Here is a 26,647-nt window from a genome sequence, read left to right as displayed (position 1 = left end):
CATGGTCAACCGCACCGACACGCGCCGCCGGATGCTCGAATCGGCGGCTGAGCTGTTTCGCACCCAGGGCTACCACGCCACCGGGATGACGCAGCTCGTGTCCGAGAGCCGGGCCCCGAAGGGTTCGCTGTACTTCCATTTCCCCGGCGGCAAGGAACAGTTGGCCGCCGAAGCGGTACAGCTTTCCGGGGAACGGTTGGCCGGGCAGTTCCGCGAAATCACCGCTGGCGCACCGGATCCGGCCACCGCCATTGACCTCATCGTCGCCGCTCTGGCCGCCTCACTGTCCGAATCGGACTTCCGCTGCGGCTGTCCAATCGCGACGGTCGCGTTGGAAGCCGCCGACAGCGAGCCGATCCGCGCGGCCTGCGACCAGGGTTACGAAGGCTGGCTGCGCGGCATTTCCGCTTACTTCACCGAGCGCGGTCTCCCCGAAGATCGCGCGGATTCTCTGGCGACCATCGTGCTTTCCGCGATCGAAGGCGCGTTGCTGCTCGCACGCACCCGGCGGGATACCGCGCCGCTACAAGCCGTCGCCGCTCATCTGCACACCACTGTCGAACGGGAGTTCGCCTAATGCGGGTACACCACTTCAACTGCGGCACCATGCGTCCGATCGGCGGCAAGCTGGTCGACGGAAAGCCTGGACTGTTTCGCCGCGCCACCCTGGTCTGCCACTGCATGCTCGTGGAGACCGGCACCGGGCTGACGCTGATCGAGACCGGAATGGGTTCACCCACCGTCACCGACGCGGCGCGCTGGCTCGGTCCGCGTTTCCTGCGGACGTCGAACCCGGTGGCGGACGAAAGCGAAACCGCGCTGAGCCGCATCCGCGCGCTGGGCTTCGACCCGGCGGACGTCCGCGACATCGTCCTCACCCACCTCGACCTCGACCACGCCGGCGGGCTCGTCGACTTCCCGCAGGCACGCGTGCACGTCTACGGCAAGGAACTTGACGCCTACCGCGCCGGAAATCCGCGGTACCGCGACGTCCAGTTCCGGCACGGTCCACAGTGGAAGTCCTATTCGGACGCTGGCGAAAGCTGGTTCGGCCTCGACGCGGTCCGCGAACTGGACGGAGTCGAGGGCGTCGCGCTCGTGCCGCTCGCCGGGCACACCGTCGGACACGCCGGGGTGGCCGTCGACACCGGGTCCGGCTGGGTGCTCAACGCGGGCGACGCGTATTTCTTCCACCAGGAGATCGACGCCGATTCCTCTTGCCCGCCCGGATTGGCTATGTTCGAACGGCGGGTCCAGACGCTGCCCGGGCCGCGGCGCGAGAACCAGCGCCGGTTGCGCGAGCTGCGCCGGGACCACGCCGACGAGGTGACCGTGTTCGCCTCGCACGACCTGACCGATTTCGTCCGGCTCAGCGAGAGGAGCACGGTATGAAGGTGCACCACCTCAACTGCGGCACGATGCGCCCGCTCGGCGGCAAGGCGCTCGACGGCCGCCCCGGAATGCTGCGGCGCAGCACGATCGTCGCGCACTGCCTGCTCGTGGAGACCGCCGACTCGCTCGTCCTGGTCGACACGGGGTTCGGCACCCGCGGCGTCACCGAATCACGGCGCTGGCTCGGCGGTCCGTTCATGGCGATGGTCGGCGCGAAGCCGACCATGGAGGAGACCGCCGTCGCGCAGATCCGGGCGCTGGGACACGACCCCGCCGACGTCCGGCACATCGTGATGACCCACCTCGACGTCGACCACGCCGGCGGTCTCGCCGATTTCCCGGACGCCACAGTGCATGTCCGCACCACCGAACGCCGCGCCGCGGACAACCCGAAGAGCTTCCCGGAGAAAACGCGTTACCGGGCCGAACAATTCGCGCACAGTCCACTGTGGAGCACCTACGACGAGGCCGGCGAAAAGTGGTTCGGCTTCGACGCGGTGCAGCCGCTGCGGGGTCTGCCGCCGGAAATCCTGCTCGTCCCGCTGCCCGGCCACACGCACGGTCACTCCGGCGTCGCGGTCGACACCGGCGACAGCTGGCTCCTGCACGCCGGCGACGCGTACTTCTTCCACGGCGAAGTCGCCCCGGTGCGCCCGCACTGCCCGCCCGGCATGCGCGCGTTCGAGGTGATGAATCAGATGGACGGGTCCGCCCGCCGCGCCAACCTCGCCCGGTTGCAGACTCTCGCCCGCGAAAAGCAGGACGAGGTGTCGGTGTTCAGCGCGCACAGCCCGGTCGAATTCCAGGCGCTGCGCCGGAATACCTCGCAGCCCTCCCCGAGTTGAGTACCCGCATGACGCGCATCCGGTACGTCGGCGGCCCGACCGCCCTCATCGAGTACGGCGAGACCCGCCTGCTCACCGACCCCACCTTCGACGCCCCCGGCGACTACCCGATCGGCACCCGCAAGCTGGCGAAAACCGTCGGCCCCGCGCTCACCGCGGCGGAGGTCGGCGCGGTGGACGCGGTGCTGCTCTCCCACGATCAGCACCCCGACAACCTGGACGCGGCGGGGCGAAAGTACGCCCTCGACGCCCCGCTCGTCCTGTCCACCGCCTCGGCGAGGGAACGGATCGGCGACCCCGTTCGAGCGCTGGCCAACTGGGAGTCGTACGACCTCGGCGGCGTCCGCATCACCGGAGTGCCCGCGCAGCACGGTCCCGACGGCAGCGAGCATCTCGTCGGCGAGGTCACCGGTTTCGTGCTCGAAAGCGCGGGCCAGCCGACCGTTTACGTCAGCGGCGACAACGCATCCCTCGACGTAGTGCGACAGATCGCCGAACGCTTCGAGCGGATCGACCTCGCCGTCCTGTTCGCGGGCGGGGCGCAAACTCCGCTGGTCGGCGACGCGTACCTCACGCTGCCCAGCGACGGCGCGGCCGAGGCGGCCCGGATCCTGAACGCGCGTCAGGTCGTCCCGCTGCACTTCGAGCATTGGGCGCATTTCACCCAGGGCCCGGACACCCTTCGACCGGCTTTCGCCCAGGCCGGGCTCGCGGACCGGCTGCATCTGCTCAAGCCCGGCGAGCAGGTCAGCTTCCCGTAAGCACGAACCCTCCGTCGACGGTGATCACCGCACCGGTCACGAAACTGTTCTCCATCAAGTACACGTTGGTCGCCGCCACCTGGTCCGCCTCGCCGACCGATTTGGTCAGCGTTCGTTCGGTGAACGCGGCGACCATCGCGTCCAGTTGCGGTTGCGGCAGCCCGTCCCACATCGGCGTGTGGACCGGTCCCGGGCGGACCGTGTTGACCCGCACCGGGGCCAGGTCGACGGCCAGACCGCGCGCGAGCCCCTCGACCGCGCCCACGGAACCGGCCGCGAGCGCCGCGCCGGGCGTCGGGCGGACGCCGATGATCCCGGACGTCAGCACGATCGAACCGCCCGGCCGGATCCGCGGCGCAGCGTGCTTCACCGCACTCACGACGCCCCAATAACGGACATAAAACCCGCTCTGCGCGTCATCGAGCGAAAGGTCGGCGAGCGGCTGTTGATGTGGCGCGTCGCCTGCGGTGTACACGAGGTGGTCGAGCGTGCCGACGTGCTCGAACAGGGCCGCGACGTTCGCGTCGTCGCGTACGTCGGCGACGAATCCTTCACAGCTATCCGGCAATTCGGCGAGCGCCGCGTCCAGCCGTTCCTTGCCGCTCGACGCGATCGTGACGGACGCGCCCGCCTCCGCCGCGGCGCGCGCGGTCGCCAATCCCATGCCCGAACTGCCGCCGATGACGACGACCCGCTGGTCAACCAAAGACATGATCGGTCCTCTCGAAGTTGATGACTCAGTGAGACATCAACAGTAGCAGTGATGTCCCATTGAGTCATCACTGCTAGGATCACCCCATGCCGCGCTGGGATCCGGAAGCCAAGGAGCGGCTCCGCGCGGCCGCGCTGGAGCTGTTCGCTGAGCATGGCTACGAGAACGCCACGGTCACGCAGATCACCGAGCGTGCCGGGCTCACCCGTCGCACGTTCTCGCGCTACTTCGCCGACAAACGCGACGTGTTGTTCGCTGGGTCAGAGCAGCTCCCGGACGCCATGGCCGACGCTGTCCGGCGCGCGGACCTCGCGCTTCCGCCGTTCCAAGCGCTACTGGCCGCGTTGGTCGAGGCTGGTGATTTGTTCGCTGGCCTGGTTTCGCATGCCGCGCAACGCCGTGCGGTCATCGCGTCCAGCCCGGAGTTGCAGGAACGCGAGCGCACGAAACTCGCGGCCGTCACCGAAGCAGTCGTCGAGGCGTTGCGAGAACGAGGTGCGACCGAGTCGAGCGCGAAGATGCTCGCACAGGTCGGCATCGCGGTCTTCCAAACCGCGTTCGAGCGATGGACCGATCATCCCGAAGGCGCGGATTTCGCGGCGCGGGTACAGGAGGCGGCGGCCGAACTCGCCGCCCACCTGACCCCGTGATCACGCCTTTTCGCGCACCTCGACCAACGTCGAGTCTTCCAATTCCGCTTCCGTGGCTTGTTTCGTGCGCCCGGTCGCCCGCAGCACCAGGTAGGCCACCACCAGCAGGACGAAGAACGGAATCCCGAACTTCCACGCCGGGTCGAGACCTTCGATCCAGAACGTCGAAATCAGGACCGTGGCAAGGAAAGCGATCACTACGACGTTCACCACCGGCGCGCCCCACAACCGCACTGGCGACGGCGGCAATCCGGCCCGGCGACGGCGGATCCGGAACGCCACATGCGTCACCAGAATGATCATCCACACGATGAGCGCGGCGAAGATCGAAATGCCGAACAGCACGAGATACGCGTTGGAATCGGAATTCTTGGACAGGATGGTCGCGATCACGAGGCCCGCGGTGGACAGGACGAGCGCGTTGCGCGGCACGCCGGACCGGGTGAGCCGTCCCGCCCAGGACGGGGCGAACCGGTGTTCGGCAAGGGAATGCAGCATCCGCGTGGTGAGGTAAAGGTTGGTGTTCGCGCTCGACAACGCGGCAGTCAGGACCACGAAGTTCATGATTGTTGCCGCCGCCGGAACTCCAGCAGCCTGGAAGACGCGGACGAACGGGCTGGCGGTGATCGAACCGCCCTCGCCGGTGACAGTCCACGGCACCACCAAGACGACGATGAGCATCGCGGCGACGTAGAAGATCGCCAGCCGCACCACCATCGCCCGAGCCGCACGCGGGATGTCTCGGGTCGGGTTCTCGGATTCGGCCGCGGTCACCGAAACCACCTCGGTGCCGATGTAGCTGAACAGCACGAACACCATAGCCAGCAACAGACCGGACATCCCGTTCGGCAGGAATCCGCCGCCCGCACTGAGATTCGTCAGACCGGGTGCGGGCGCCTTCGGCAGGCCGAAGAACACCAGAATCAAGCCGAGCGCGACGAACACCAGGATCGCGCAGACCTTGATCATCGCGAACCAGTACTCGAACTCGCCGAAAATGTGCACCGCCGCGCCGTTGACGACGATCACCAGCAGCGAGAACACCGCGACCGGCACCCACAACGGAATCTGCGGCCACCAGAACTGGACGTACACGCCGGCCGCGATCGTCTCGCCGCCGATCGCGATCACTTGCATCGCCCAATACGCCCAGCGCACCACGAACCCGCTGCCCGCGCCGAGATACTTCTGCGCGATGCTGCCGAACGCGCCCGCGGCCGGGTGCACCACCACCATTTCCGCCAGCGCCCACGAAATCGTCAGCGCCACCAGTCCACAAAGGACGTAAGCGAGCACCACGCCCGGTCCCGCGTGCGAGATCGCCAGGCTCGATCCGAGGAACAAGCCGGTGCCGATGGCCCCGCCGATTCCGATCATCGTCAACTGCCTGCCACGCAGCCTCCGCTGCAACCGGTTCGGGGACGGGGACTCGGCCATGTCTGCTCCCTACTGGCTCGCCCGGTACTCGGCGATCGCCGCGACGACGGCGTCGAGATCGGACTCGACGTTGTAGTAGTGCAAGGACATCCGCAGCACGTCGCCGCGGGCACTGCACACGATCCGCCGCCCGGCGAGGAACGCCGCCAGCGCGTCGGGATCCCGGTCGGCCAGGGCGACGAGCGGACCGCGCCGCGCGTCGTCCAGCGGGGACCGGAGCTGCTCCCCATCGTCGAGCAACCGCTGCTGCAGCTGCCCGGTCAACCCGCCAATGTGGTCACGCACGCGGTGCGCGTCCAACTGGTGCAACAGTTTCAGCCCGGCGACCGCGCCGTACGCGGACGGGATCGACGGTGTCCCGGTCTCGAATCGGCGGGCGTGTTCGGGATAGTCGAGGTGCCGCGGGTTGAATTCGAACGGATTCGTCCGGCCGAACCAGCCGGTCAGCGGCGGGGAAACCTCATCGCGCAAGCCCGGCCGCACATAGAGGAAGGCGATCCCGGAGATGCCGAGCAGGTACTTCAGGCTGCCGCTGACGAGATAGTCGCAGCCGAGTTCGGTGACGTCGACCGGCTCGACGCCGAGACCCTGGTAGGCATCGACGAAGCTTCGGGCACCGTTTTCCCTGGCCAGTGCGGCAACTTCGCGCACCGGGAACCGCAAGCCGTTGGCGTAGCTGACCAACGGGACGGACACCAGTTGCGTTTGCTCGGTGATGAGCGCGGCGTAATCCTCGGTGTCGACCAGGCCGTCGTGGTGTGCGACGAACTGGACGTCCGCGCCGCGACCCTGCTGCGCCAGCCAAACATGGCCCAGCGACGGGAATTCCAGGTCGGTCGTGACTATTCCCGGCCGCTTCGACCACGCCTGCGTGGACGCGACCTGATACGCGCCTTCGGACGCGGACGGCACGACGGCGATGTCGTCGGCGTCCGCGCCGATCAACTGGGCGAACAACGTCCGCGCCTCGGCGACCTTCGCCATCCACTTGTCCCACGGCGCCCCGTACTCGCGGATCGTGTACTGGAACTCGAAAAGCTCCGCGGTCAGCGCGTCCGACAGCGCGCCCTGGCTGCAGCTCGCGAGGTGCACCGAGTCGGCGAAGGCAGGGAAATGCGCCCGGAAAGCGACTGGGCTGGGCTGGTCGGTCACGACACTCCGTTCCTTGCTTGGCGGGCGAGACCGGTCCGTTCGCCACCGTAACGGCGCGAGCACCGTGCGTCGATGCTCCGTCCCGGCGGCCTTGCGGCACCGGAAGCCCTGGTCGAGGCCCCGTGTTCACCCTGACTGATCTTCGGCAGCTATTCCGTCAGTGCTGTTGAAACCGGTACTGTAGATATGGCCTTCCGCGCTGTCAACGACCGTCAAGGATCCGCAATAGCGCGCCCCGCGACCGAGAGGACGCACCGATGAGCACCCCCGCCGACACCGCGGTCGACCAGCTCCTGACCCAGCTGGCCGAGGGCCGGCTGCAGGTCGTCGACCTCACCAACAAGCTCAGCGCCGCCACCCCGACCCTGCAACTGCCCGAACCGTTCGCGAATCTGATCGACTTCAGCCTCGAATCGGTCAGCGAGTTCGACGACTCCGGGCCGTTGTGGCGGCACAACAACATCCACACCGGCGAGCACATCGGCACCCACCTCGACGCGCCGCGGCACTGGATCTCCAACCGCGACGGCGCGGACGTTTCGGAATTGCCGGTCGGCCGGCTGATCGGGCCCGCGCACGTCCTCGACATCTCCGCGCGCGTCGCGGACGATCCGGACTTCCTGCTGGAGATCGACGACATCCGGGCCTGGGAAGCCGAGCACGGGTCGTTACGGGCGGGCGGCTGGCTGCTCGTGCACTCCGGGTGGGACCAATACGCGCAAGACCGCGACGCGTTCCTCAACTTCTCCGACGGGGCCAGCCACACTCCCGGCATCTCCGCCGAGGCGGCGAAGTGGCTCGCCGAGGAGACGCCGATCGCTGGCTACGGCGTGGAAACTGTCGGCATCGACGCCGGGAACGGCTTCGCGCTCGACCCGCCGATGCCCGCGCACCACCACCTGCTCGGCGCGGACAAGTACGGCATCACCTCGTTGCAGAATCTCGGCTCGCTGCCGCCGACCGGGGCGCTTGTCGTGGTCTGCCCGCTGCCGATCGTCGGCGGAACCGGCAGCCCGGCGCGGGTGCTCGCGGTGACGCCAGGAGGCCAGGCGTGAACGTCGCTCAAGCCGTCGGGATCGCGTTGGCCCGATTCGGCGTCCGCAAGGCGTTCGGCGTTGTCGGGAGCGGGAATTTCCACTTCACCAACGGCCTGATCGAGGGCGGGGCCGAGTTCGTCGCGGCCCGGCACGAGGGCGGCGCGACCACCATGGCCGACGCCTACGCGCGGTGCAGCGGCGAGGTCGCGGCGGTGTCGGTGCATCAGGGCTGCGGGCTGGGCAACGCGACCACCGGGATCGGGGAGGCGGCGAAGAGCCGGACGCCGCTGATCATCGTGACCGGCGAGGCGACTGATCCGCTGTCGAACTTCCACATCGACCAGGACGCGCTCGCCCGGTCGGTGGGAGCGAGCAGCATCCTGGTGCGGTCCGCTCAAACCGCGTTGGCCGATGTGCGGCGTGCGTTCACTCAAGCGCGGCGGGATCGACGGACTGTCCTTTTGCGACTCCCGTTGGACGTGCAAGCCGAGCCGTTCGAGGAAAGCCTCCTTGACGGTCTGGCGGCCATCGCGCCATTGCCTCAACCGCGAGCCGCGGAGGCCGAGGTGCAGGCGCTCGCTTCGATCCTGCAACGCGCCGAACGTCCGGTATTCCTATGTGGACGCGGTTCCCGGGCCGCGCGGACGGAACTGGTCGCGCTGGCGGACCGCTGTGGTGCGCTACTCGCCGAGGGCGCCGTCGCGAAAGGACTGTTCACTGGTGAGCCTTGGTCGATCGGGGTGTCCGGCGGGTTTTCGTCTCCGCTGACGACCGAGCTGATCCAGGGCGCGGACGTCGTAGTCGGCTGGGGTTCCGCGCTCAACGACTGGACCACCGCGCACGGACGGTTGCTCTCGCCGGAAACGACTCTCGTGCAGGTCGACCTGGAATCTGCTGCGCTGGGCCGGATCCGACCAGTCGACTTAGGCATTGTCGGCGACGTCGCCGGTACCGCTGCAGCGGTGGCCGAGCAGGTCGAGGTCCACAATGGATACCGAAGCGATGAGCTTAAAGCACGGATCGCCGAGGGAATCCGTTGGCGGGACAACGAGCACGACGATGCCGGGACCACCGACGTCATCGACCCGCGCACCCTGTCCGTCGCGCTGGATGACCTCCTTCCGGCCAACCGCGTCGTCGGCGTCGATTCCGGGAACTTCATGGGCTACCCCACGATGTACCTCGACGTCCCCGACGAGAACGGCTTCTGCTTCACCCAGGCGTTCCAGTCGATCGGCCTCGGACTGGCCACCGCGATCGGCGCGGCACTCGCCCAGCCAGACCGCTTCCCGGTCGCGGCGTGCGGCGACGGCGGGTTCCTGATGAGCATCGCCGAACTGGAAACAGTCGTACGTCTGAAGCTGCCGATGCTGATCGTCGTCTACAACGACCACGCCTACGGTGCCGAGGTCTACTTCTTCGAACCCGGCGGCCACCCCGCCGACACGGTGACCTTCCCGGACACCGACATCGCCGCTATCGCCCGCGGCTACGGCTGTGACGGGATCACCGTCCGCAGCAAGGGAGACCTCGACGAAGTGGCCACCCGGGTCGCTGCCGGACTCGACCGTCCGCTGGTGGTCGACGCGAAAATCGCCGGGTTCAGCGCCTGGTGGCTTCAGGCCGCGATGACGCACCACTGAGCGCGCGCTTCACCAGGAGGTTCACCACCCACAACAGGATGCCAGCCACCCGGTAATCCTGCGCCGGTCGGCCGGACAGTGGACTCACCAGGTACAGGCAGAAGATCGCGGCCAGCACCGGCACGGCTGTCGGGGCACGGAAATGCTTGTGCGGCACCTTGTCCTTGCGCAGCACCAGAAGCGCGATGTTGACGATGGCGAACACCACGAACAGCAGCAACGCGGTCGTGCCGCCGAGTGCACTTGTGTCCACAAAGGACGCTAATCCGATGGCAATGACGCTGGTGAAAATGATCGACACCCACGGCGTGCGGCGAGTCGGGTGCACGCGGCCGAACACCGGCGGCAGGACGCGTTTATTCGAGAGGCCATACAACGCCAGCGACGTCGCCGAGGAGATGGCGACCAGCCACGTTTTGTCCGCGGTGTCGATCTCGACCAGCCGGGACGGTTCGCCGTCGCCGTTCAGCACCGCCCAGACGCCGACGATGATCAGCAAGCCGGACAGCTCGATGCAGGTAGGGACGACGTTGGCCTTCACCGACTCGCCGACGCCGCGGAAATTGATCAGCGCCAGCAGCACCACGAAAGCGATGCCGACCAGCACCGTCGGCAGCTTCACGAACGCCGCGAGATAGGTCGCGCCGAACGCGACAGCCGCCGACGACGCCGAGGTGATCCCGGAACACATCACCGCGAACGCGACCATGAAGGTCAGGAACGGCTCGCCGACCTTGGCGGCACCCTCGCTCACGTCCGCTATGGGCGGTTAGTGTGCCTTGTCCGGACCTGGACGGGAAGTCGGCCGATCAGGCCTTGGCGACCGCCGTGTGCACGAGCGGGGTCATCATTTCCTTGGTCATCTTGACCGGTCCGGTGTAGTTGACCAGCACCGGAACCCCGTTGGACACCTTGGCCGCGGCGAGCGTCGCGGTCTTCTGCTCGTCGGTGTAGAAGACGGCGCCGTCCGGGAAGCCCGGCACGTCGACCGCGCCCGGCTTGGCCTTCTTGATCGCGGCGATCATGTCCGCGGTCTTGGCCTTGCGACCCTCGTAACGGGTCACCGCGAGCGCGCCGGCGGTCTTGCCTTCGACGACGTATTCGCAGCTCGTGGCCTTGCCGCCGTTGGCAGGGTTGTCGTGGGCGGGACCGGCCTTCGACGAGATGCCGGGGATCTTGATCGCCTTGCTGACGTCGTCGGCGGGCAGCAGAGCGCAGGTGTCCGACGCCTTGTTGGCGGGCGCGGACGAAGAAGGCGGAGAGGACGGAGCCTTGGTTGCGGGCGGCGGCGCGGCTGCTTTCTGCTCGCCAGAAGAGCAGGCGGTGAGGACAGCGGCGGCGGAGATCAACAAAGCGATCGGGTATGCACGCATATCGGGCATGCTATTCCGTTTGGAGTAACGCGAGTGTCAGTGGCCCTCTTCTTCGACCGGTGCCCGGTACCGCCAGAACCCCGGCAGAACGGCCAGCGAAGCCACCGTCAGCACGATCACCAGCAGCCCACCGCCGGTCGCCGCGATCCTGGTCCCCCACGCCGCGGCGGACCAGCCGTGCGTGAGGTCGGCGATCCGCGGCCCGCCCGCGACGACCACGGTGAACACGCCCTGGAGCCGTCCGCGCATCTCGTCGGTGGTGGCGGTCTGCAGGATCGCCTGCCGGTACACCGAGCTGACCATGTCCGCCGCGCCGCCGAGCGCCATGAACACCAGCGCCAGCCACAGCGAATGCGCGAGCCCGAACGCCGCCATCGCCGCGCCCCAGCAGCAGATCGCGATGACGACCGCGGCCCCCTGCCGCTGGACCCGGTGCAGCCAGCCGGAGAACAACCCGATCAGCATCGCGCCCGCGGGCAGCGCGGCGTAGAGCATGCCGAGCGCCGGACCGCCGCCGGGAGGGTCGCCGAACGTCCGCTCGGCCATCTCCGGAATCAACGCACGCGGCATGCCGGCGACCATCGCGATGATGTCCACGACGAACGACGCCAGCAGCACTTTTTGCTTGGCCAGGTAACGGAATCCGTCGATGACCGAGCCGATCCCCGCCTTGCGCGCCCCCTCGCCGAGCGGCGGGATCGAGGGCAGCCGCCACACCGCGATCAACGTGATCGCCAGCGCGCAGACGTCCACCAAGTACAAAGTGGACAGTCCGATCACCGGGATCAGCGCCCCGCCGAACAACGGACCGAACACCGCGCCGAACGTGGCCATCGTGGTGTTGAGCGCGTTCGCCGACGGCAGCAAGGAGGCAGGCACCAGCCGCGCGACGACCGCGCCGCGAGTGGGCATGTTGATCGCGAAAAACGCCTGGTTCGCGGCGAGCAGCCCGAGCACGAGCCACACCGAATGCATCCCGGCGAACGCCTGGAGCCACAGCAGCGCGGAGGTGACCGCGACGCCGACGTTGGTGACGAGCAGCAACTTCCGCCGGTCGACGGCGTCGGCGATCGCCCCGCCCCACAGCCCGAACACGAGCAACGGCACGAGCGCGACCGCGCCGGTCAGCCCGACGTAACCGGACGATCCGGTGATGTCGAAAACCTGCTTCGGCACCGCGACCGCGGTGAGCTGCGACCCGACCGCGGTGACCGCGGTGGACATCCACAGCCGCCGAAAAGCCGGAATCTTGAGCGGACGAGTGTCGACGACGATCCGGCCGAGGAGCTTGCGGGCCCCGTTTCGGGGCGGCATTATCCCCGGTTCTGAAGTCACGAGCTGTCAGCTTAGTTGCGCTAACGAAGCTGGCGCAGGTGATTTTCCCCGCACGGCAGCCGAGGCCTCCACACCGCCTGCTCCCCGACCCCGTGAAGTTCGTGAGGGGAACCCTCACGAACTCAGAGTCCCTCAGGGTTCCCCTCACGACCGCCCCCGCAGCCGACGCACCCCGGCGCCGTAGTCACACTAAAAAATCGGGGTGCCCGCCTCACCATCCGTGCGCAATGTCGCCGCCAGGCGACAAGCCGCAACGAAACCTCAGGGAGCCAACCGCTCCACATGCCACCCGTCGTGGGTGCGGTGGAAGCGAAGCCGATCGTGCAGCCGATCCTCACGGCCCTGCCAGAACTCAACAAAGTCCGGCCGAATCCGCCAACCACCCCAATGCGGCGGGGCGGGGATCTGCTCGACGTCGGCGAAGCGGCGTTCGATGTTGCGCAGGGCGTTGTCCAGCGCGCGCCGTCCGTCGACCACTCGCGACTGCGGCGACGCCCACGCTCCCAGCTGCGAACCGCGCGGGCGCTGGGCCCAGTAGGCGGCCGTCTCGTCCGCGCTGACCTTCTCGACCTCGCCGCGGACCGTCACCTGGCGGTGCAGCGGGTACCAGGGGAAGGTGGCCGACGCGTAGCGCGTGGCCGTGAGGTCGTGGCTCTTCGACGAGGTGTAGTTCGTGTAGAAAACCACTCCGCGTTCGTCGAGGCCCTTGCACAGCACCGTGCGAGAGGAGGGCCTGCCCTCGGCGTCGGCGGTCGCGAGCACCATCGCGTTGGGTTCCGCGAGCGCTTCGGAAACCGCTTGGCTCAGCCAGCTTTCCAGCTGTTCATGCCACGTGGCCGCGAGCGCCGACTCGTCAAACGGCGCACCGTCGTAGGCCACCCGCATGCCAGGCAGCCGCACGACCGCCTCGTCGATCTCCGGTGTCATCCGGCCCAACCTCCGTTACCCCTGGTGAGGGTGTCGAATCACGGCTATCCAGCGACGGTATTGGGTCGCCGGTCCCGGCGAAACCCACCGAACGGTGACTCCTGCCACGCCCGCCCCGCCACCGGCCCGCAATCCGGCGGAAACCAGCTGCCATTCCGCTGTTCACCTGCCGGTGCGGGATCGATCCAGAGAGGACGCTGTCACGACGTCCGGGGCCAGCGCGGTGGTCAGCATCCCGCCCGCGGCCAACGGCGTTCGCGACCACCACGGACCCGACTCGGCTCGGCCAGAAGGCCCGCCGAACTCGACGTCCGTCAGCAGTACGCGGTGTCCGGCCAGCACAGCGAGGCTCGCGTCCAGGGAAGCGTCGCCGACGGTCTGCGTCTGCCGGAGTGCCGGGACGCCGCCGCAGGTCACGTGCACTGTGGAGGACAAGCGGCCTGGGCGCTCGCCTTCTCGACCGAGGACGAGCACCTCGCGGGTGTGGAACCGGGCAGCACAAGCCAGGTCGGCGCGCAGCACGGCGACGTGGTCGGCGCGAGCGGTAACGACCGTCGGTTCCGGCAGGTACTCGAACGATCCGCCGTCCTCGACGACCACCTCCACAGTGGACAAACTCGGCACCTCACGCAGACCGGGCAGCGCAAGGGTCGCCGCGACGCCGGACAGCGTCAGGTCTGCCCCAGCCGCGACGTGGATCTCGAGCCGCAGCTCATCACCGCCGAGCGGGGCGGTGGCCGAGTTGACCAGGTGCACCACCGCTCCCGGACCGCGCTGGCGACGCGGGACGAGCGTCAGCGGTGCCATCGACTTCAGTTCTCGCAGCACCGTCCGTCCGTTGTCGAGGACGGCGACTAGGCGTGCGTGTGCCTTCACCCCTGCCTGACCGGCACCAGCGAGCGCACCCAGTCCGCGACAGCCGGGGCGTCCGGAGTGTCCACTAGGGACTGCGTGAACACCGGCAGCTCGCCCCGCATGTGGTGGGCGTCCGAGGTCATCACGGTCAGGTCGGCACCGACCAGCGGCGCGAGATCCGTTTTGTTGATCACCAGCAGGTCGGCCGTCGTGACGCCGGGGCCGCCCTTGCGCGGCACCTTGTCCCCGCCCGCGACGTCGACCACGAAGATCTGGCTGTCGGCCAGTCCGCGGCTGAATACCGCGGTCAGGTTGTCGCCGCCGCTCTCCACGATGACCAGTTCCAGGCCGGGGAATTTCTCTTCCAGCTTTTCCACCGCGTCCAGATTCGCGGTGATGTCGTCGCGGATCGCGGTGTGCGGGCAGGCTCCGGTCTGCACTGCCTCGATCCGTTCTGGGTCCAGCACGCCTGCTCGGCGCAGGAAGTCCGCGTCCTCGGTCGTATAGATGTCGTTGGTGACCACGGCCAGGTTGTATTCGCCGCCCAACGCCCGGCACAACGCCGCGGTGAGCGCGGTCTTGCCGCTGCCGACCGGGCCGCCGATGCCGATCCGGTACGCCCGTCCGGCGGTCGGTGCCGCGTCGTAGTGATCCGGTTCGGAGGCGGTCGGGTCGAAGTTGACGGCGTGGAAATGCCCGTGACCGTGTTCAGCTGGCAAAGAGACGCACCTCTTCCTGGTGATGCCGAGCGTGTTCCTCGGCGAACAAATCCAGCGCCGGCGACGCTGGTGCTGGCAAATCGGCCGGATCGGCACCGGCGGTCTCGGCGGCCTGGCCGCTTGCTTCGCGCAATGGTCCGGCCAGTCGCGCGACCACCGCATTCACGGCGAACGGATCCAGCCCGAGCAGCCGCACGGCCGCGCTCGCCGGACCGCTCACGGCGAGGTAGGCCACCGTCATGGCTGCGTCGTACGGGCTCCCGCCGCCGATTCCGACGAGTGCGCCGCTGATGATCGGGTGGTGCGGGCGCGGAGTTTCGGCAAGAAGCTGCGACAGCACTGGTGACGGCCACGCCGCACGTCCGGACCGCGCGGTGCCTCGACCTTGGGCCCGTGACGCTTCCCGTTGCGCGAGCGAGGGCGTGCGGGCGTCGAGTTCCTGATCCAACCGACGCCAATGGCTGCTCTCGACGCCTCGGGCGGCCGCATGCGCTGCGGCGGCGGCGAATGCGGCAGCGAGGAATCCCGCGGTGCGCAACCGTCCAAAGAGGAATCCCGGCAAGTCCCGTTCGGACCGTACAAGACCTCGTGCTGCTATCTCTTCGAGACCGCCGGAATGCACGTGTCCGCCACCCGGGAACCGGGAGTCGGCGAGGATGAGTGCGACTGGGTCCATCAGAACAGGAAATACCGTTGCGCCATGGGCAATTCGGCCACCGGATGCGGTTCGATCAGTTCCCCGTCCACCCGTACCGCGAAGCTGTCCGGATCCACTCGCACCTCCGGGGTCGCGTCGTTCAGCACCATGTCCGCTTTCGTCCGGCGGCGGGTGTTGGCGACCGGCACCAGCGGCCGGCCGATGCGGAAGCGTTCGGATAAACCGGACTCCAGTGCTTCCGGGGCGACGAAGTGCAGGCTGGACGCGGCCGCCACGGCAGGCACGGTGCCGAACATCGGCCGCGCGAGCACCGGCTGCGGTGTGGGGATCGAAGCGTTCGCGTCCCCCATCGCCGCCCACGCCGGGAAACCGCCCTTCACCACCACATGCGGGCGCACGCCGAAGAATTTCGGTTCCCACAGCACGAGATCGGCCAGTTTGCCGACCTCGACCGACCCGATCTCCGCGTCCATTCCGTGCGCGATCGCCGGGTTGATCGTGTACTTCGCGACATAACGACGGGCGCGCAGATTGTCCGCCGCGCCATCGCCGGGCAGCGCACCACGGCGGCCTTTCATCACATGCGCGGTCTGCCAAGTTCGGATGATGACCTCGCCGATCCGTCCCATGGCCTGCGAATCGGAACTCATCATCGAGATCGCGCCGAGGTCGTGCAGGACGTCTTCGGCGGCGATCGTGCTCGGCCGGATCCGGCTTTCCGCGAATGCCAGGTCCTCGGGCACCGACGGGTTCAGGTGATGGCACACCATCAGCATGTCCAGGTGCTCGTCGAGGGTGTTGACGGTGTGCGGCCGGGTCGGATTCGTCGACGACGGAAGGAAATTCGCCATCCCGGACACCTCGATGATATCCGGCGCGTGCCCGCCGCCCGCGCCTTCGGTGTGATAGGCGTTGATCGACCGGCCGCCGATCGCCTCTACAGTGGACTCCAGGAACCCAGCCTCGTTCAGAGTGTCGGTGTGGATCGCGACCTGCACGCCGGATTCGTCCGCGACGGTGAGACAGGCGTCGATCGCGGCGGGCGTCGAACCCCAGTCCTCATGCAGCTTGAACCCGCCCGCACCGGCGGCCAACTGCTCGCGCAACGCCTCGTGCCGGACAGTGTTTCCCTTGCCCAGCAGCAACACGTTCACCGGCAGACCGTCCATTGCGGACAGCATCCGGCCGAGGTTCCAGGTACCGGGAGTCACCGTGGTCGCCTTGGTGCCCTCGTTCGGCCCGGTGCCGCCACCGACCAAAGTGGTCAGTCCGGCCGCCAGCGCGGTGTCCACCAGCTGCGGGCAGACGAAGTGCACGTGACAGTCGATGCCGCCCGCGGTGAGGATCTTCCCGTTGCCCGCCAGCACTTCCGTGGACGGTCCGATCACCAGCGCCGGATCGACACCGTCCATAGTGTCCGGATTGCCCGCCTTACCGATGCCGACGATCCGGCCGTCGCGGACGCCGACGTCGGCCTTCACCACGCCCCAGTGGTCGAGAATGACCGCGCCGGTGATGACCAGATCCGGCGCTCCCTCGGCGCGGGTGGCCATGCCCTGGCCCATCGACTCGCGGATCACCTTGCCGCCGCCGAAAAGCACCTCGTCGCCGCTGCCGCCGGGGCCCATCGACCGGTCCTCGGTCACCTCGATCAGCAGATCGGTGTCGGCGAGCCGGATCCGGTCGCCCGCGGTCGGGCCGAACAGTTCGGCGTAGCGGACGCGGTCGATCTCCGGCATCAGAACTCCCCCGCGTATTCGGCGCGCAGCCCCGGCACCCGGCGATTTCCGCTGAGCGGCACCAGGTCAACCTCGCGATCGATGCCCGGCTCGAAGCGCACCGAGGTCCCAGCGGGCACGTCGAGCCGATGCCCGCGGGCCGCTTCGCGATCGAACTCCAGGCCGGGGTTCACCGCGGCGAAGTGATAGTGCGAACCGACCTGCACCGGCCGGTCGCCGAGGTTGCGCACGCGCAGCCGAACCCGGGCGCGACCCGGATTCAGCGGCACCGGCTCGTCGCCGGGAATGATCTCGCCTGGCCGCAAGAACTCCTCCTCAACCGATCGGTTCGTGCACCGTGACGAGCTTTGTGCCGTCCGGAAAGGTCGCTTCCACCTGCACGGAATCCACCATTTCCGGCACCCCGTCGAGCACTTGCGCCCGCGTGAGCACGGACCGCCCGCCCTCGGCCAATTCACTGACCGTGCGACCGGCGCGGGCGCCTTCGATGACGTAGTCGGTGATGAGCGCGACGGCTTCGGGGTAATTGAGCCGGACACCGCGTTGGAGCCGTTTGCGAGCAACGTCCGCCGCGACGTGGACCAGCAGTTTGTCGCGTTCCTGCGGGCTCAGGTGCATGGCAAAGGTCTACCACCGGAGGGCGCGCTCCGCCTGCTTCGGAAACGCAGTGTTTACGTAGCGCGGACAGCGCTTGTCGGCCGAACTCGAAAAGAATTCGGACAAGCCGGGAACGCCTCGGCGAGGATTCCGCAATTCCGCCCTGCAGCGGCCTGCCGCTCCCGAAGCACGCCGACACCCGCCCCGCTCACCGAGCGTGACACCTCCTCCGCCGCGGCAAGCCGGGGTTCACCTCCAGTCCACCGGGGTACCAGACTGTCGCCACCTCACTGGACGGGAGAAAGTGGCGTCCTAAGCTCACCTGGACTGAATCGTTCTCGTAATCGTGACCGAAACCACGACTTCTTCCGTTGCCTCAGCCGGGCAAAGGGAGCATGGTTTGTCCCACCGTGCGATGAGGCGCGCCAGGAGCCAGCGTGTATCCCGTCCGCGCGTGCACAACACAGCCGGGGAATGCGCATCGAAAGGGTTCGCGAAGAGTGACTACCTCCACGATCAGCAAAACCAACGAAGCCGACGACGGGTTCCGGCCTGGCCTCGAGGGCATCGTCGCGTTTCGGACCGAGATCGCCGAACCCGACCGGGACGGCGGTGCACTGCGCTACCGCGGCGTCGACATCGAGGACCTCGCCGGGAAGGTGACCTTCGGCGACGTATGGGGCCTCCTGGTCGACGGCCGGTTCGGCACGGGGCTTCCGCCCGCCGAGCCGTTTCCGCTTCCGGTGCACACCGGTGACGTCCGGGTCGACGTCCAGGCCGCGCTCGCCATGCTCGCCCCGATCTGGGGCTACCGTCCGCTGCTCGACATCACCGACGCCGACGCGCGCGACCAGCTCGCCCGCGCTTCGGTGATGGCGCTGTCCTACGTCGCGCAGTCCGCGCGCGCCATCGGGCAGCCCGCGGTGCCGCAGTCGCGGGTCGACGAGGCGAAGTCGATCACCGAGCGGTTCATGATCCGCTGGCGCGGCGAACCGGACCCGGCGCACGTCAAGGCGGTCGACGCGTACTGGGTTTCCGCCGCCGAGCACGGCCTCAACGCCTCCACCTTCACCGCGCGCGTCATCGCCTCCACCGGGGCGGACGTCGCGGCGGCCATGTCCGGTGCGATCGGCGCGATGTCCGGCCCGCTGCACGGTGGCGCCCCGGCGCGCGTGCTGCCGATGATCGAGGAGGTCGAGCGCTCGGGTGACGCCCGTGCGCTGGTCAAGGGCATCCTCGACCGCAAGGAGCGGCTGATGGGCTTCGGCCACCGCGTGTACCGCGCGGAGGACCCGCGGGCCCGCGTGCTGCGCCGCACCTGCAAGGAACTGGGCGCCGAACGCTACGAGGTGGCCGCCGCGCTGGAGCAGGCCGCGCTGTCCGAACTGCGCGAACGCCGTCCGGACCACCCGATCGAAACGAACGTCGAGTTCTGGGCCGCGGTCATCCTGGACTTCGCGAAGGTGCCGCCGCACATGATGCCGGCGATGTTCTCCTCCGCGCGCACCGCCGGCTGGGCGGCGCACATCCTGGAGCAGAAGCAGACCGGCCGACTGGTCCGTCCGTCGGCGAAGTACGTCGGCCCCGGCCCGCGCACGCCTTCCGAGGTCGAGGGCTGGAACCTCATCTCCCAGGCCTGAGCCGTTTGTCCGTGAAGGACTCCTTGAGGGAATCAGATTCCCTCAAGGAGTCCTTCACGGCGTTTTGGCCAGGTGCGCGTCGGTGGCGGCGAGCATCGCGGTGAGCTGATCGACGAGCCAGCCGTCCAGCGTTTCGCGCGGGACGGTGCCTTCTTGGAGCCACGACAACAAAGCGCCTTCGACGACTGCGGTCCAGCAGCGCAGGGTCAACAAGACCAGCGGCGATGGTTCGGGGATCGGCAGCGCTTCCAGGATCAGCTCGACGGCCCGGTTGCGGACTTCGTCGATCGCCGCGTCCGTTTCCGAAGTAGCGATGACTGAACCGCTGCGCAGCAACGCGACATAGCCCTCGCGGTAATGCGCGGCGACATCGACAAGACCGCGCACGGCCGCGCGCAGCCGTTCTTCCGGCGGGCCTTCCTCAAGCGTCGCGAGCCGGTCGACCAAACCGTCGGTGACCGTCCGCAGCGCCTGCATTTGCAGTTCCCGCAGGCTCGGGAAATACCGGTAGAACAACGGCCGCGACACTTCAGCGCGCGCGACGATGTCATCCACCGTAACCAATTCCGGAGCCCTGGTGCCGAACAGGTCCAGCGCCGCCGCGATGAGGTCGTCCCGCCGGGCCTGCGCGGTCATCCGGCGCGGACGGCTCACGGCGTGACGTCCAGTTTCGCCGCCGCACGCAGCAATCCGGGCGTCAGTCGCGAAAGGACCAGCGCGACCTTAGCTTCCGGAGTGGACGGTTGAATAGCGACGTTCTTCTCCACCGCACGCAGAATGTCGCGCGCCACTCGTTCCGGGCCGAAATTGCGCCGGGCGTAAAGCTTCGACGATTCCTTCTGCCGCCGCTTCTGCTCGACCTCGTCCACCCCGACGAACTTGGTGGTGCTGGTGATGTTGGTGTTCACCAGTCCCGGACACACTGCCGTGACACCGATTCCCTCGGCCGCCAGCTCCGCGCGCAAGCCATTGCTCAGCGCGAGAACGGCGGCCTTCGTGGTGCCGTAAGCGGTCAGGATCTTTGACGGCAGGTAAGCCGCGGCCGACGCGAGGTTCACGATCTGCCCGCCCTCGGCGCGGTCCTTCATCATCGGCGCGAACGCGCGGCAGCCGTGAATCACGCCCCACAGGTTGACGTCCACGACCTTCTCCCAGTCCTCGATCGTCGTGTCGAGGAACGGGCCGGACATGCCGATTCCGGCGTTGTTGACCACGATGTCCGGCACGCCGAACTCGTCGCGCACCTGCTCGGCGAACCGAGCGACCGCCTCGCCGTCCGAAGAGTCCACTGTGTACTCACCGGCGTCGACTCCGCGCTCCCGCACCAGTTTCGCGGTCTCCGCGGCCGAATCGCCGTTGATGTCACTGACGACCACGTCCGCGCCCTCGGCCGCGAACGCCAGCGCGGTCTCCCGGCCGATCCCGCTGCCCGCACCGGTCACGACCACGAGACGGTGCGCGAAGCGACCGCTGGAGCCGCCGACCCGAGCCCGCCGCAGCGCCCGGGTTTCCTCACCGGTTTCCACCGACGCGATCAGTTCCGCAGCCGCGGAAGCGACCACTGCGGGCTTAGTCCGGGTGATCCAGTGCGACCCGATCACGCGCCGGACATGCAGATCCGGCACCCAGCGCTCGACCTCGGTCTGCAGCGGCGTGGTCACATACGAATCGCCGTTCGGCGCGAGCACCTGCACCGGGATTTCCGCCGGACGCGGGCGCGGCCGGGACAACCGCGGTCCCATGTTCGCCCGGTACAGCTTCAGGCCGTGCACGCCGTCCGCGGTCTTCGGCGACGTTTCGGCAGGCTCCAGCTTCCGGATCATCGTGCGCATGATTCCGGTGCGCCACAACAGTTCCGGGATCAACGGAACCTGGAACGCGACGATGTAATACGAGTGCAGGAACTGCCGCAGCGCGTGCCCGAGCCGACGCGGCGTCGGCCGGGTCAGCTGGTCCCGGAACCACGCGCCCGCGTGATCGAGGCTGGGTCCGGAAAGCGAGGTGTACGAGGCGATCCGGCCGTGCAACTGGTCGCCGGTGACCGCGTGCCAGGCCTGGATCGAACCCCAGTCGTGCGCGACGAGGTGGACCTTGCCGGACGGCTGCACCTCGTCGACCACCGCGGCGAGGTCGTCGGCGAGCTGGTCCAGCCGGTACGCCGAGCGCGCTCGCGGTTTGTCGGATTCGCCCGCGCCGCGCACGTCGTAGACGACCACGCGGTGCTCGCGGCGCAGCTCCTCGGCGACGCCGTCCCACATCGAGCTGTTGTCCGGGTACCCGTGCACGAGCACGACCGTGGGCCCGTCCGGGTTGCCGCTCACCCGGACCGAAAGGCGGACTCCGTCGCTGGCAGTCACCTGCTTGTGAGACATCTTGTCATGTTAGACAACTTGTCAACAGTGAGTGTCGTGGTTCCACGGGAAACCAGCGTGTCCACCGTTCGGTGGACAGCCGGATTCCACTGCCCGGACGTCCCGCGCATCGCTCTCCACGGCGCACGCTGAACGGCATGGGCACAGCAGTGCGAGTGCGCGGACTGCGCAAGGAGTACCCGGGCCACCTCGCCGTGGCCGGGATCGATCTCGACATCCACGACGGGGAGGTGTTCGCCCTGCTCGGGCCCAACGGCGCGGGCAAGACGACCACCGTCGAGATCCTGGAGGGGCACCGGCAGCGGACGGCGGGGGAAGCCGCTGTCCTCGGCGAGGACCCGGGTACCGCGGGACGCGCGTGGCGCGCCCGCCTCGGCATCGTGTTGCAAACGGCCACCGACGCGGCGGAACTGACCGTCGCGGAGACCGTGCGGCACTTCGCGAAGTACTACCCGAACCCGCCGGATCCGGAAGAGGTGATCGACCAGGTCGGCCTCACCGAGAAGGCGGGCGCGCGGGTGAAGTCGTTGTCCGGCGGGCAACGCCGCCGCGTGGACGTCGCGCTCGGCATCGTCGGCCGTCCGGAACTGCTGTTCCTCGACGAGCCGACCACCGGCTTCGACCCGGAGGCGCGGCGGCAGTTCTGGGGACTCATCGACGGGCTCGCCCACGAGGGCACCACGATCCTGCTGACGACGCATTACTTGGACGAGGTCGAAGCGCTGGCTGACCGGCTCGCGGTGCTTGCCCGAGGTTCGGTCGTCGCGGAGGGGACGCCGGCGACGCTCGGTGGCCGCGAACGCGCCGAGGCCGTCGTGCGGTGGCAGGACGAACGCGGCAGTCACGAGGAACGCACGCAGTTCCCGACGAAGCTCGTCTCGCAACTCGCTGGCGCGCAAGGGGAACTCGCCGGGCTCACCGTGACGCGCCCCAGCCTGGAAGACGTCTATCTCGACCTGATCGGGGATAAACCGTGACCACGACAACGGCCGTACCGGGCACGTTCAGCCTCGGCCTGGCCCGCGGCGCGCTCGAACTGCGGCAGTTCTTCCGCAACCGCGAGCAGGTGGTGTTCACCTTCTCGCTGCCCGCGGTGCTGATGATCCTGCTCGGCTCCATCCTCGACGGCCCGACCGCGCAGACCGGGGTGTCCTCCGGGCAACTGCTCGCGGCCGGGATGATCGGCGCCGGCATCGTGTCGACGTCGTTCAACAGCGTCGGCATCGGCATCGCCGCGGACCGGGAAATCGGTGCGCTGAAACGACTGCGCGGCACACCGATGCCCGCGGCGGCGTATTTCGTCGGCAAGATGGTGATGGTCGCCGTGACCAGCGTGGCGCAGACCGTCCTGATGGCCGCGGTGGCGATGCTGATGTTCCACCTCGAACTGCCGTCCGACCCGGCGAAGTGGCTGACCCTGCTCTGGGTGCTGCTGCTCGGGATCGTCTCCTCGACGCTGCTCGGCATCTCGATCAGCTCGGTCGCCCGTTCCGCGGCCGGAACCGTGGCGCTGGTGCAGCTGGTGTACTTGGTGCTGCAGTTCATTTCCGGGGTGTTCGTCACGCCGATCACGCACCTGCCGAGGATCATGGTCGACGTCGCGTCGTTCTTCCCGCTGAAATGGATCTGCCAGGGCTTCCGCTCGGTGTTCCTGCCGCCGGAGGCCGCGACCCAGGAAATGGCGGGGACATGGGAGCTTCCGAAGGTGGCGCTGGTGCTGGCGGTGTGGTGCGTGGTGGGCCTGGTGCTCGCGAGGGTGACGTTCCGGTGGACGAACGAAGCGAAGTGAACCAGACCGGCGTGTGGCAGCGGTCGTACTGGTCTTGGGAGGTGCTGTTCGCGGTCGCCTACGTGGCGACCGCCCTCCTGGTGCTCTTCGACGACAACGGGCCGACGACGGCGAAAATCGTGGCCGAGGCGGCGCTGGCGGCGATCGCGGCCGGGTACCTCGCCGTCGGGCGGCGCCTCGTTCAGAGAGACCACAGCGGACGCGCGCAGATCGTGGCGGCGGGGGTGTTGATGGCGTTGATGGTCACCGCCATCCTCGCGACCACCACCGCCAGTTTCGCGCTGTTCATCGCCTGCCCGCTGCTGTTCATGCTGCTGGAGCTGCGCCCGGCGGCGGCAGCGGCAACGCTGCTGATCGCGTTCGAGCCTGTTTCGGCGGTGCTCAACGGCGGCTGGAACAGCAGGCTGCTGTCGATCCTGCTGCCGATGACCGCGATCCTGATCACCTTCAGCGTGCTGGCCGGGAAGTTCACCACCGACGTGCTGAAGGAGAGCCACGCCCGCGCCGAGCTGATCCGCGAACTGGAGTCCAGTCAGGCCGAAGTCGCCCGGCTGTCGCGGGAAGCGGGCACTGCCGCCGAACGCGAACGGCTGGCGCGGGAAATCCACGACACTCTCGCGCAAGGATTCACCAGCATCATCACACTGACTCAGGCGATGGAGTCCGAACTGGACACTGATCTGTCCACAGTGCGCAGACATCTCGCTCTCGCACATCGCACCGCGCGGGAGAATCTCTCCGAGGCGCGCGCGATGGTCGCCGCGCTCGCACCGTCCGATTTGGCCACTGGGTCCTTGCCGGAAGCCGTGCAGCGCCAGGCAGATCGGCTCTCCGAGGAGATCGGCATTCCGGTCCAGTGTGAAGTGGACGATGCGCTGCCGCCACTGTCCACTGCGGTCGAAGTGGTGCTGCTGCGCGCGGCGCAGGAAGCGCTGTCGAACGTGCGCAAGCACTCGGGCGCGTCCCTCGTCCGCGTGCGGCTGTCCGCTGTGGATGGAGCGATACGGTTGCGGGTGGAGGACAACGGGTGCGGGTTCGCCCCGGACGCCGACGGAACCGGATTCGGATTGCGCGGCATGCGTTCCCGGGCCGAACAAGTAGGCGGCAAGCTGGAAGTGCGAACCGGCGCGAACGGCGGCACCGAATTGGAACTGGAGGTGCCCGCGTGATCACGATCATGCTCGTCGACGACCATCCTGTGGTGCGCGAAGGACTGCGCGGCATGCTCGAAGCCGAGGACGACCTCACGGTGGTCGGCGAAGCTGGTTCCGGCGACGAAGCAATCGCGCTCGACCGCGTGAAACAGCCCGACGTCGTCCTGATGGACCTGCGCATGCCGGGCCTAGACGGCGTCGGCGCGATCCACGCGATCCTCAAGGAAACGCCCGCCCGGCGGATCGTCGTGCTGACCACGTACGAAACCGACGCGGATATCCTGCGCGCGGTCGAGGCTGGCGCGTCGGGATATCTGTTGAAAGACGCGTCGCGCACCGAATTGGCCGGTGCGATCCGGGCCGCGCATCGTGGCGAGACCGTGCTGGCGCCGTCGGTCGCGGGCAAGCTCGTGCACCGGATGCGGAACCCGACACCGGCCTCTCCGCTGTCCGCACGCGAGGTGGAAGTGCTGCGGCTGGTCGCGAAGGGCCGCACCAACGCCGAAATCGGCCGCGAGCTGCACATCGGCGAGGCAACGGTCAAAACGCACCTGCTGCGGGTGTTCTCGAAGCTCGGCGTTTCCGACCGCACCGCGGCGGTGACGACGGCGCTGGACCGGCAGCTGCTCGGCTGAGCCGCCCGGGCAGAATGACGACCATGCTCGACTCCACCGAACTCGCCCTGTACCGACGGCTCGCGCAGGAGCAGTCCGTCAGCCGCGCCCCGTCCCTGCTCGCCGCTGTCGTGCGAGGCGGCGAGGTCGTCTGGTCCGGAGCCCGCGGCCGCGTCGGCGACCAGCGCCCGGACGACGACACGCAGTACCGGCTGGGGTCGATCACCAAAACGATGATCGCGACCGCGGTCATGCGGCTGCGCGACGAGGGCAAGCTCGACCTCACCGACCCGCTGGAGCGGCACCTGCCGGGCACCGCGTTCGGCTCGGTCACCATCGCGCAGCTGCTGTCGCACACCTCCGGCCTCACCTCGGAATCGCCCGGCCAGTGGTGGGAACGCGCGCCCGGCGCGGACTGGGCGGCACTCGTCTCGAGCCTGGAAAAGGGCGCGACGAAGCTGCGTCCCGGCTCGAAGTTCCACTACTCGAACGTCGGCTACGGCGTCCTCGGCGAGCTGGTCGCCCGGCACCGCGAGCGGCCCTGGTATGACGTCGTGCGCGACGAAATCCTTACCCCGCTGGGAATGAACCGCACGACCCCGCACCCGGAAGGCGCACACGCCGAGGGATTCGCCGTGCACCCGTTCGCCGACGTGCTGATGCCGGAGAAGTGGCCGGACGCCGGCGCGATGGCTCCCGCGGGCCAGCTCTGGTCCACGATCACCGACCTCGGCCGCTGGACGTCGTTCCTCGGCGGCCACACCGGAGACGTGCTGTCCGCCGACACCGTCGACGAGATGCGGACGATGAACACCGTCGACGACACCGAGGTGTGGTCGACCGGGTTCGGCCTCGGCCTGATGGTCGTGCGCTACCAGGGCAGGCACCTGGCCGGGCACACCGGCTCGATGCCCGGCTTCCTCGCCGCGACCCTGGTCGACCCGCGCAGCGGCACCGGCGCGCTGTGCCTCGCGAACTCCACCTCGGGCGTCAACATCACGCAGCTGTGCCTGGACCTGCTCACCACCGCCGACGACCTCGAACCCGCGCTGCCCGACGAGTGGCTTCCGTCCACTGTGGACCCGGAGCTGCTCGCGCTGACCGGCCTGTGGCACTGGGGCCCGTCGCCGTACTTCCTGCGCGTGCAGGGCGACGGCCTGATCTCGCTGAACCCGGCCGTCGGCGGCGGACGGGCGTCGCCGTTCCGTCCCGAGGGACCGGACACCTGGACCGGCCGGGACGGCTC

27 protein-coding genes and 1 pseudogene are annotated in these 26,647 nt (G+C 68.4%); 13 read left to right on the top strand and 15 right to left on the bottom strand.

Annotated features, from left to right (window positions below):
- Nucleotide 1: 1 nt before the first annotated feature.
- The 4 genes from D0D37_RS26875 to D0D37_RS26860 are packed head-to-tail and all read left to right on the top strand — an operon-like array spanning nucleotide 2 to nucleotide 2,998.
- A complete protein-coding gene (locus D0D37_RS26875; protein WP_116203384.1) occupies nucleotides 2-577 on the top strand; it encodes a TetR/AcrR family transcriptional regulator in 576 nt (191 codons plus the stop codon).
- Nucleotides 577-1,392 carry an MBL fold metallo-hydrolase gene (locus D0D37_RS26870; protein WP_116203383.1) on the top strand — a complete coding sequence of 272 codons (816 nt, stop codon included), beginning with the start codon at nucleotides 577-579 and terminating at the stop codon, nucleotides 1,390-1,392. The genes D0D37_RS26875 and D0D37_RS26870 overlap by 1 nt, the downstream gene beginning before the upstream one ends.
- On the top strand, nucleotides 1,389-2,237 hold the full coding sequence (locus D0D37_RS26865) for an MBL fold metallo-hydrolase (RefSeq protein WP_116203382.1): 849 nt from the start codon (nucleotides 1,389-1,391) through the stop codon (nucleotides 2,235-2,237). Before D0D37_RS26870 ends, D0D37_RS26865 begins: the two co-directional genes overlap by 4 nt.
- 8 nt (nucleotides 2,238-2,245) lie before the next feature.
- On the top strand, nucleotides 2,246-2,998 hold the full coding sequence (locus D0D37_RS26860; protein ID WP_116203381.1) for an MBL fold metallo-hydrolase: 753 nt from the start codon (nucleotides 2,246-2,248) through the stop codon (nucleotides 2,996-2,998).
- On the opposite strand, the gene D0D37_RS26855 is transcribed toward D0D37_RS26860, so the two are convergent.
- Nucleotides 2,985-3,710 carry an SDR family oxidoreductase gene (locus D0D37_RS26855; RefSeq protein WP_116203380.1) on the bottom strand — a complete coding sequence of 242 codons (726 nt, stop codon included), beginning with the start codon at nucleotides 3,708-3,710 and terminating at the stop codon, nucleotides 2,985-2,987. The two genes, D0D37_RS26860 and D0D37_RS26855, sit on opposite strands and share 14 nt — an antisense overlap.
- 86 nt (nucleotides 3,711-3,796) lie before the next feature.
- Here D0D37_RS26855 and D0D37_RS26850 point away from each other — a divergent pair, with 86 nt between their 5' ends.
- Nucleotides 3,797-4,360 carry a TetR family transcriptional regulator gene (locus tag D0D37_RS26850; RefSeq protein ID WP_116203379.1) on the top strand — a complete coding sequence of 188 codons (564 nt, stop codon included), beginning with the start codon at nucleotides 3,797-3,799 and terminating at the stop codon, nucleotides 4,358-4,360.
- Here the strand turns inward: D0D37_RS26850 and D0D37_RS26845 are convergent, their stop codons facing one another.
- Entirely contained in the window at nucleotides 4,361-5,797 is a 1,437-nt protein-coding gene (locus D0D37_RS26845; protein WP_116203378.1) for an amino acid permease, read from the bottom strand.
- Between the two features lie 9 nt (nucleotides 5,798-5,806).
- Nucleotides 5,807-6,949, bottom strand: a complete 1,143-nt coding sequence (locus tag D0D37_RS26840; protein WP_116203377.1) for an aminotransferase class V-fold PLP-dependent enzyme — start codon at nucleotides 6,947-6,949, stop codon at nucleotides 5,807-5,809.
- A gap of 257 nt (nucleotides 6,950-7,206) precedes the next feature.
- Here D0D37_RS26840 and D0D37_RS26835 point away from each other — a divergent pair, with 257 nt between their 5' ends.
- Together D0D37_RS26835 and D0D37_RS26830 are read left to right on the top strand one after the other, a co-directional pair.
- Entirely contained in the window at nucleotides 7,207-8,004 is a 798-nt protein-coding gene (locus D0D37_RS26835) for a cyclase family protein (protein WP_116203376.1), read from the top strand.
- Nucleotides 8,001-9,629, top strand: coding sequence for a thiamine pyrophosphate-binding protein (locus tag D0D37_RS26830; RefSeq protein WP_116203375.1), 1,629 nt, complete (start codon nucleotides 8,001-8,003; stop codon nucleotides 9,627-9,629). The genes D0D37_RS26835 and D0D37_RS26830 overlap by 4 nt, the downstream gene beginning before the upstream one ends.
- On the opposite strand, the pseudogene D0D37_RS26825 reads toward D0D37_RS26830, so the two are convergent.
- The 10 genes and pseudogenes from D0D37_RS26825 to D0D37_RS26780 form a co-directional block, all read right to left on the bottom strand.
- Nucleotides 9,589-10,350 (bottom strand): annotated as a pseudogene (locus tag D0D37_RS26825) (amino acid permease); the annotation flags it as partial. The gene D0D37_RS26830 and the pseudogene D0D37_RS26825 overlap by 41 nt on opposite strands.
- Before the next feature lie 88 nt (nucleotides 10,351-10,438).
- Nucleotides 10,439-11,002 carry a DUF3558 family protein gene (locus D0D37_RS26820; RefSeq protein WP_167493575.1) on the bottom strand — a complete coding sequence of 188 codons (564 nt, stop codon included), beginning with the start codon at nucleotides 11,000-11,002 and terminating at the stop codon, nucleotides 10,439-10,441.
- 36 nt (nucleotides 11,003-11,038) lie between these two features.
- Nucleotides 11,039-12,316, bottom strand: coding sequence for an MFS transporter (locus D0D37_RS26815; protein ID WP_116203373.1), 1,278 nt, complete (start codon nucleotides 12,314-12,316; stop codon nucleotides 11,039-11,041).
- Between the two features lie 282 nt (nucleotides 12,317-12,598).
- Nucleotides 12,599-13,264, bottom strand: a complete 666-nt coding sequence (gene pdxH / locus D0D37_RS26810; protein ID WP_116203372.1) for a pyridoxamine 5'-phosphate oxidase — start codon at nucleotides 13,262-13,264, stop codon at nucleotides 12,599-12,601.
- Between the two features lie 162 nt (nucleotides 13,265-13,426).
- Nucleotides 13,427-14,140, bottom strand: coding sequence for an urease accessory protein UreD (locus D0D37_RS26805; protein WP_116203371.1), 714 nt, complete (start codon nucleotides 14,138-14,140; stop codon nucleotides 13,427-13,429).
- The gene (gene ureG / locus D0D37_RS26800; protein WP_116203370.1) at nucleotides 14,137-14,838 is read right to left on the bottom strand and encodes an urease accessory protein UreG; all 702 of its coding nucleotides are present in this window, start codon (nucleotides 14,836-14,838) and stop codon (nucleotides 14,137-14,139) included. The genes D0D37_RS26805 and ureG overlap by 4 nt, the downstream gene beginning before the upstream one ends.
- On the bottom strand, nucleotides 14,828-15,514 hold the full coding sequence (locus tag D0D37_RS26795) for an urease accessory protein UreF (RefSeq protein WP_116203369.1): 687 nt from the start codon (nucleotides 15,512-15,514) through the stop codon (nucleotides 14,828-14,830). The genes ureG and D0D37_RS26795 overlap by 11 nt, the downstream gene beginning before the upstream one ends.
- Nucleotides 15,514-17,235 (bottom strand): urease subunit alpha, encoded by a 1,722-nt coding sequence (locus tag D0D37_RS26790; RefSeq protein ID WP_116203368.1) that lies wholly within the window; start codon nucleotides 17,233-17,235, stop codon nucleotides 15,514-15,516. Before D0D37_RS26790 ends, D0D37_RS26795 begins: the two co-directional genes overlap by 1 nt.
- A complete protein-coding gene (locus D0D37_RS26785) occupies nucleotides 17,235-17,540 on the bottom strand; it encodes an urease subunit beta (RefSeq protein WP_116203367.1) in 306 nt (101 codons plus the stop codon). Before D0D37_RS26785 ends, D0D37_RS26790 begins: the two co-directional genes overlap by 1 nt.
- A 10-nt stretch (nucleotides 17,541-17,550) precedes the next feature.
- On the bottom strand, nucleotides 17,551-17,853 hold the full coding sequence (locus D0D37_RS26780) for an urease subunit gamma (RefSeq protein ID WP_116203366.1): 303 nt from the start codon (nucleotides 17,851-17,853) through the stop codon (nucleotides 17,551-17,553).
- Nucleotides 17,854-18,332: 479 nt separating this feature from the next.
- Here D0D37_RS26780 and D0D37_RS26775 point away from each other — a divergent pair, with 479 nt between their 5' ends.
- Nucleotides 18,333-19,472, top strand: a complete 1,140-nt coding sequence (locus D0D37_RS26775; protein WP_116203365.1) for a citrate synthase 2 — start codon at nucleotides 18,333-18,335, stop codon at nucleotides 19,470-19,472.
- A gap of 54 nt (nucleotides 19,473-19,526) precedes the next feature.
- Here D0D37_RS26775 and D0D37_RS26770 read toward each other — a convergent pair whose 3' ends face one another.
- Both D0D37_RS26770 and D0D37_RS26765 read right to left on the bottom strand, forming a co-directional pair.
- Nucleotides 19,527-20,108, bottom strand: a complete 582-nt coding sequence (locus tag D0D37_RS26770) for a TetR/AcrR family transcriptional regulator (RefSeq protein WP_116203364.1) — start codon at nucleotides 20,106-20,108, stop codon at nucleotides 19,527-19,529.
- 14 nt (nucleotides 20,109-20,122) lie between these two features.
- A complete protein-coding gene (locus D0D37_RS26765) occupies nucleotides 20,123-21,829 on the bottom strand; it encodes an SDR family oxidoreductase (protein ID WP_116203407.1) in 1,707 nt (568 codons plus the stop codon).
- A gap of 152 nt (nucleotides 21,830-21,981) precedes the next feature.
- Here D0D37_RS26765 and D0D37_RS26760 point away from each other — a divergent pair, with 152 nt between their 5' ends.
- The 5 genes from D0D37_RS26760 to D0D37_RS26740 form a co-directional block, all read left to right on the top strand.
- Nucleotides 21,982-22,821, top strand: coding sequence for an ABC transporter ATP-binding protein (locus D0D37_RS26760; RefSeq protein WP_116203363.1), 840 nt, complete (start codon nucleotides 21,982-21,984; stop codon nucleotides 22,819-22,821).
- A complete protein-coding gene (locus tag D0D37_RS26755; protein WP_116203362.1) occupies nucleotides 22,818-23,633 on the top strand; it encodes an ABC transporter permease in 816 nt (271 codons plus the stop codon). Before D0D37_RS26760 ends, D0D37_RS26755 begins: the two co-directional genes overlap by 4 nt.
- Complete coding sequence (locus tag D0D37_RS26750) at nucleotides 23,612-24,802, top strand: sensor histidine kinase (RefSeq protein WP_244223685.1); 1,191 nt, start codon at nucleotides 23,612-23,614, stop codon at nucleotides 24,800-24,802. The genes D0D37_RS26755 and D0D37_RS26750 overlap by 22 nt, the downstream gene beginning before the upstream one ends.
- Complete coding sequence (locus D0D37_RS26745; protein ID WP_116203360.1) at nucleotides 24,799-25,422, top strand: response regulator; 624 nt, start codon at nucleotides 24,799-24,801, stop codon at nucleotides 25,420-25,422. The genes D0D37_RS26750 and D0D37_RS26745 overlap by 4 nt, the downstream gene beginning before the upstream one ends.
- Nucleotides 25,423-25,445: 23 nt before the next feature.
- A partial coding sequence (locus tag D0D37_RS26740; RefSeq protein ID WP_162834487.1) for a serine hydrolase domain-containing protein occupies nucleotides 25,446-26,647 on the top strand: 1,202 nt, incomplete at its 3' end.

The sequence above is a fragment of the Amycolatopsis circi genome (assembly GCF_003385235.1).
In the GTDB taxonomy this organism is placed as follows: domain Bacteria; phylum Actinomycetota; class Actinomycetes; order Mycobacteriales; family Pseudonocardiaceae; genus Amycolatopsis; species Amycolatopsis circi.
Note: the sequence above shows the minus strand (reverse complement) of the source record. Positions and strands in the feature narration are given on the sequence as shown.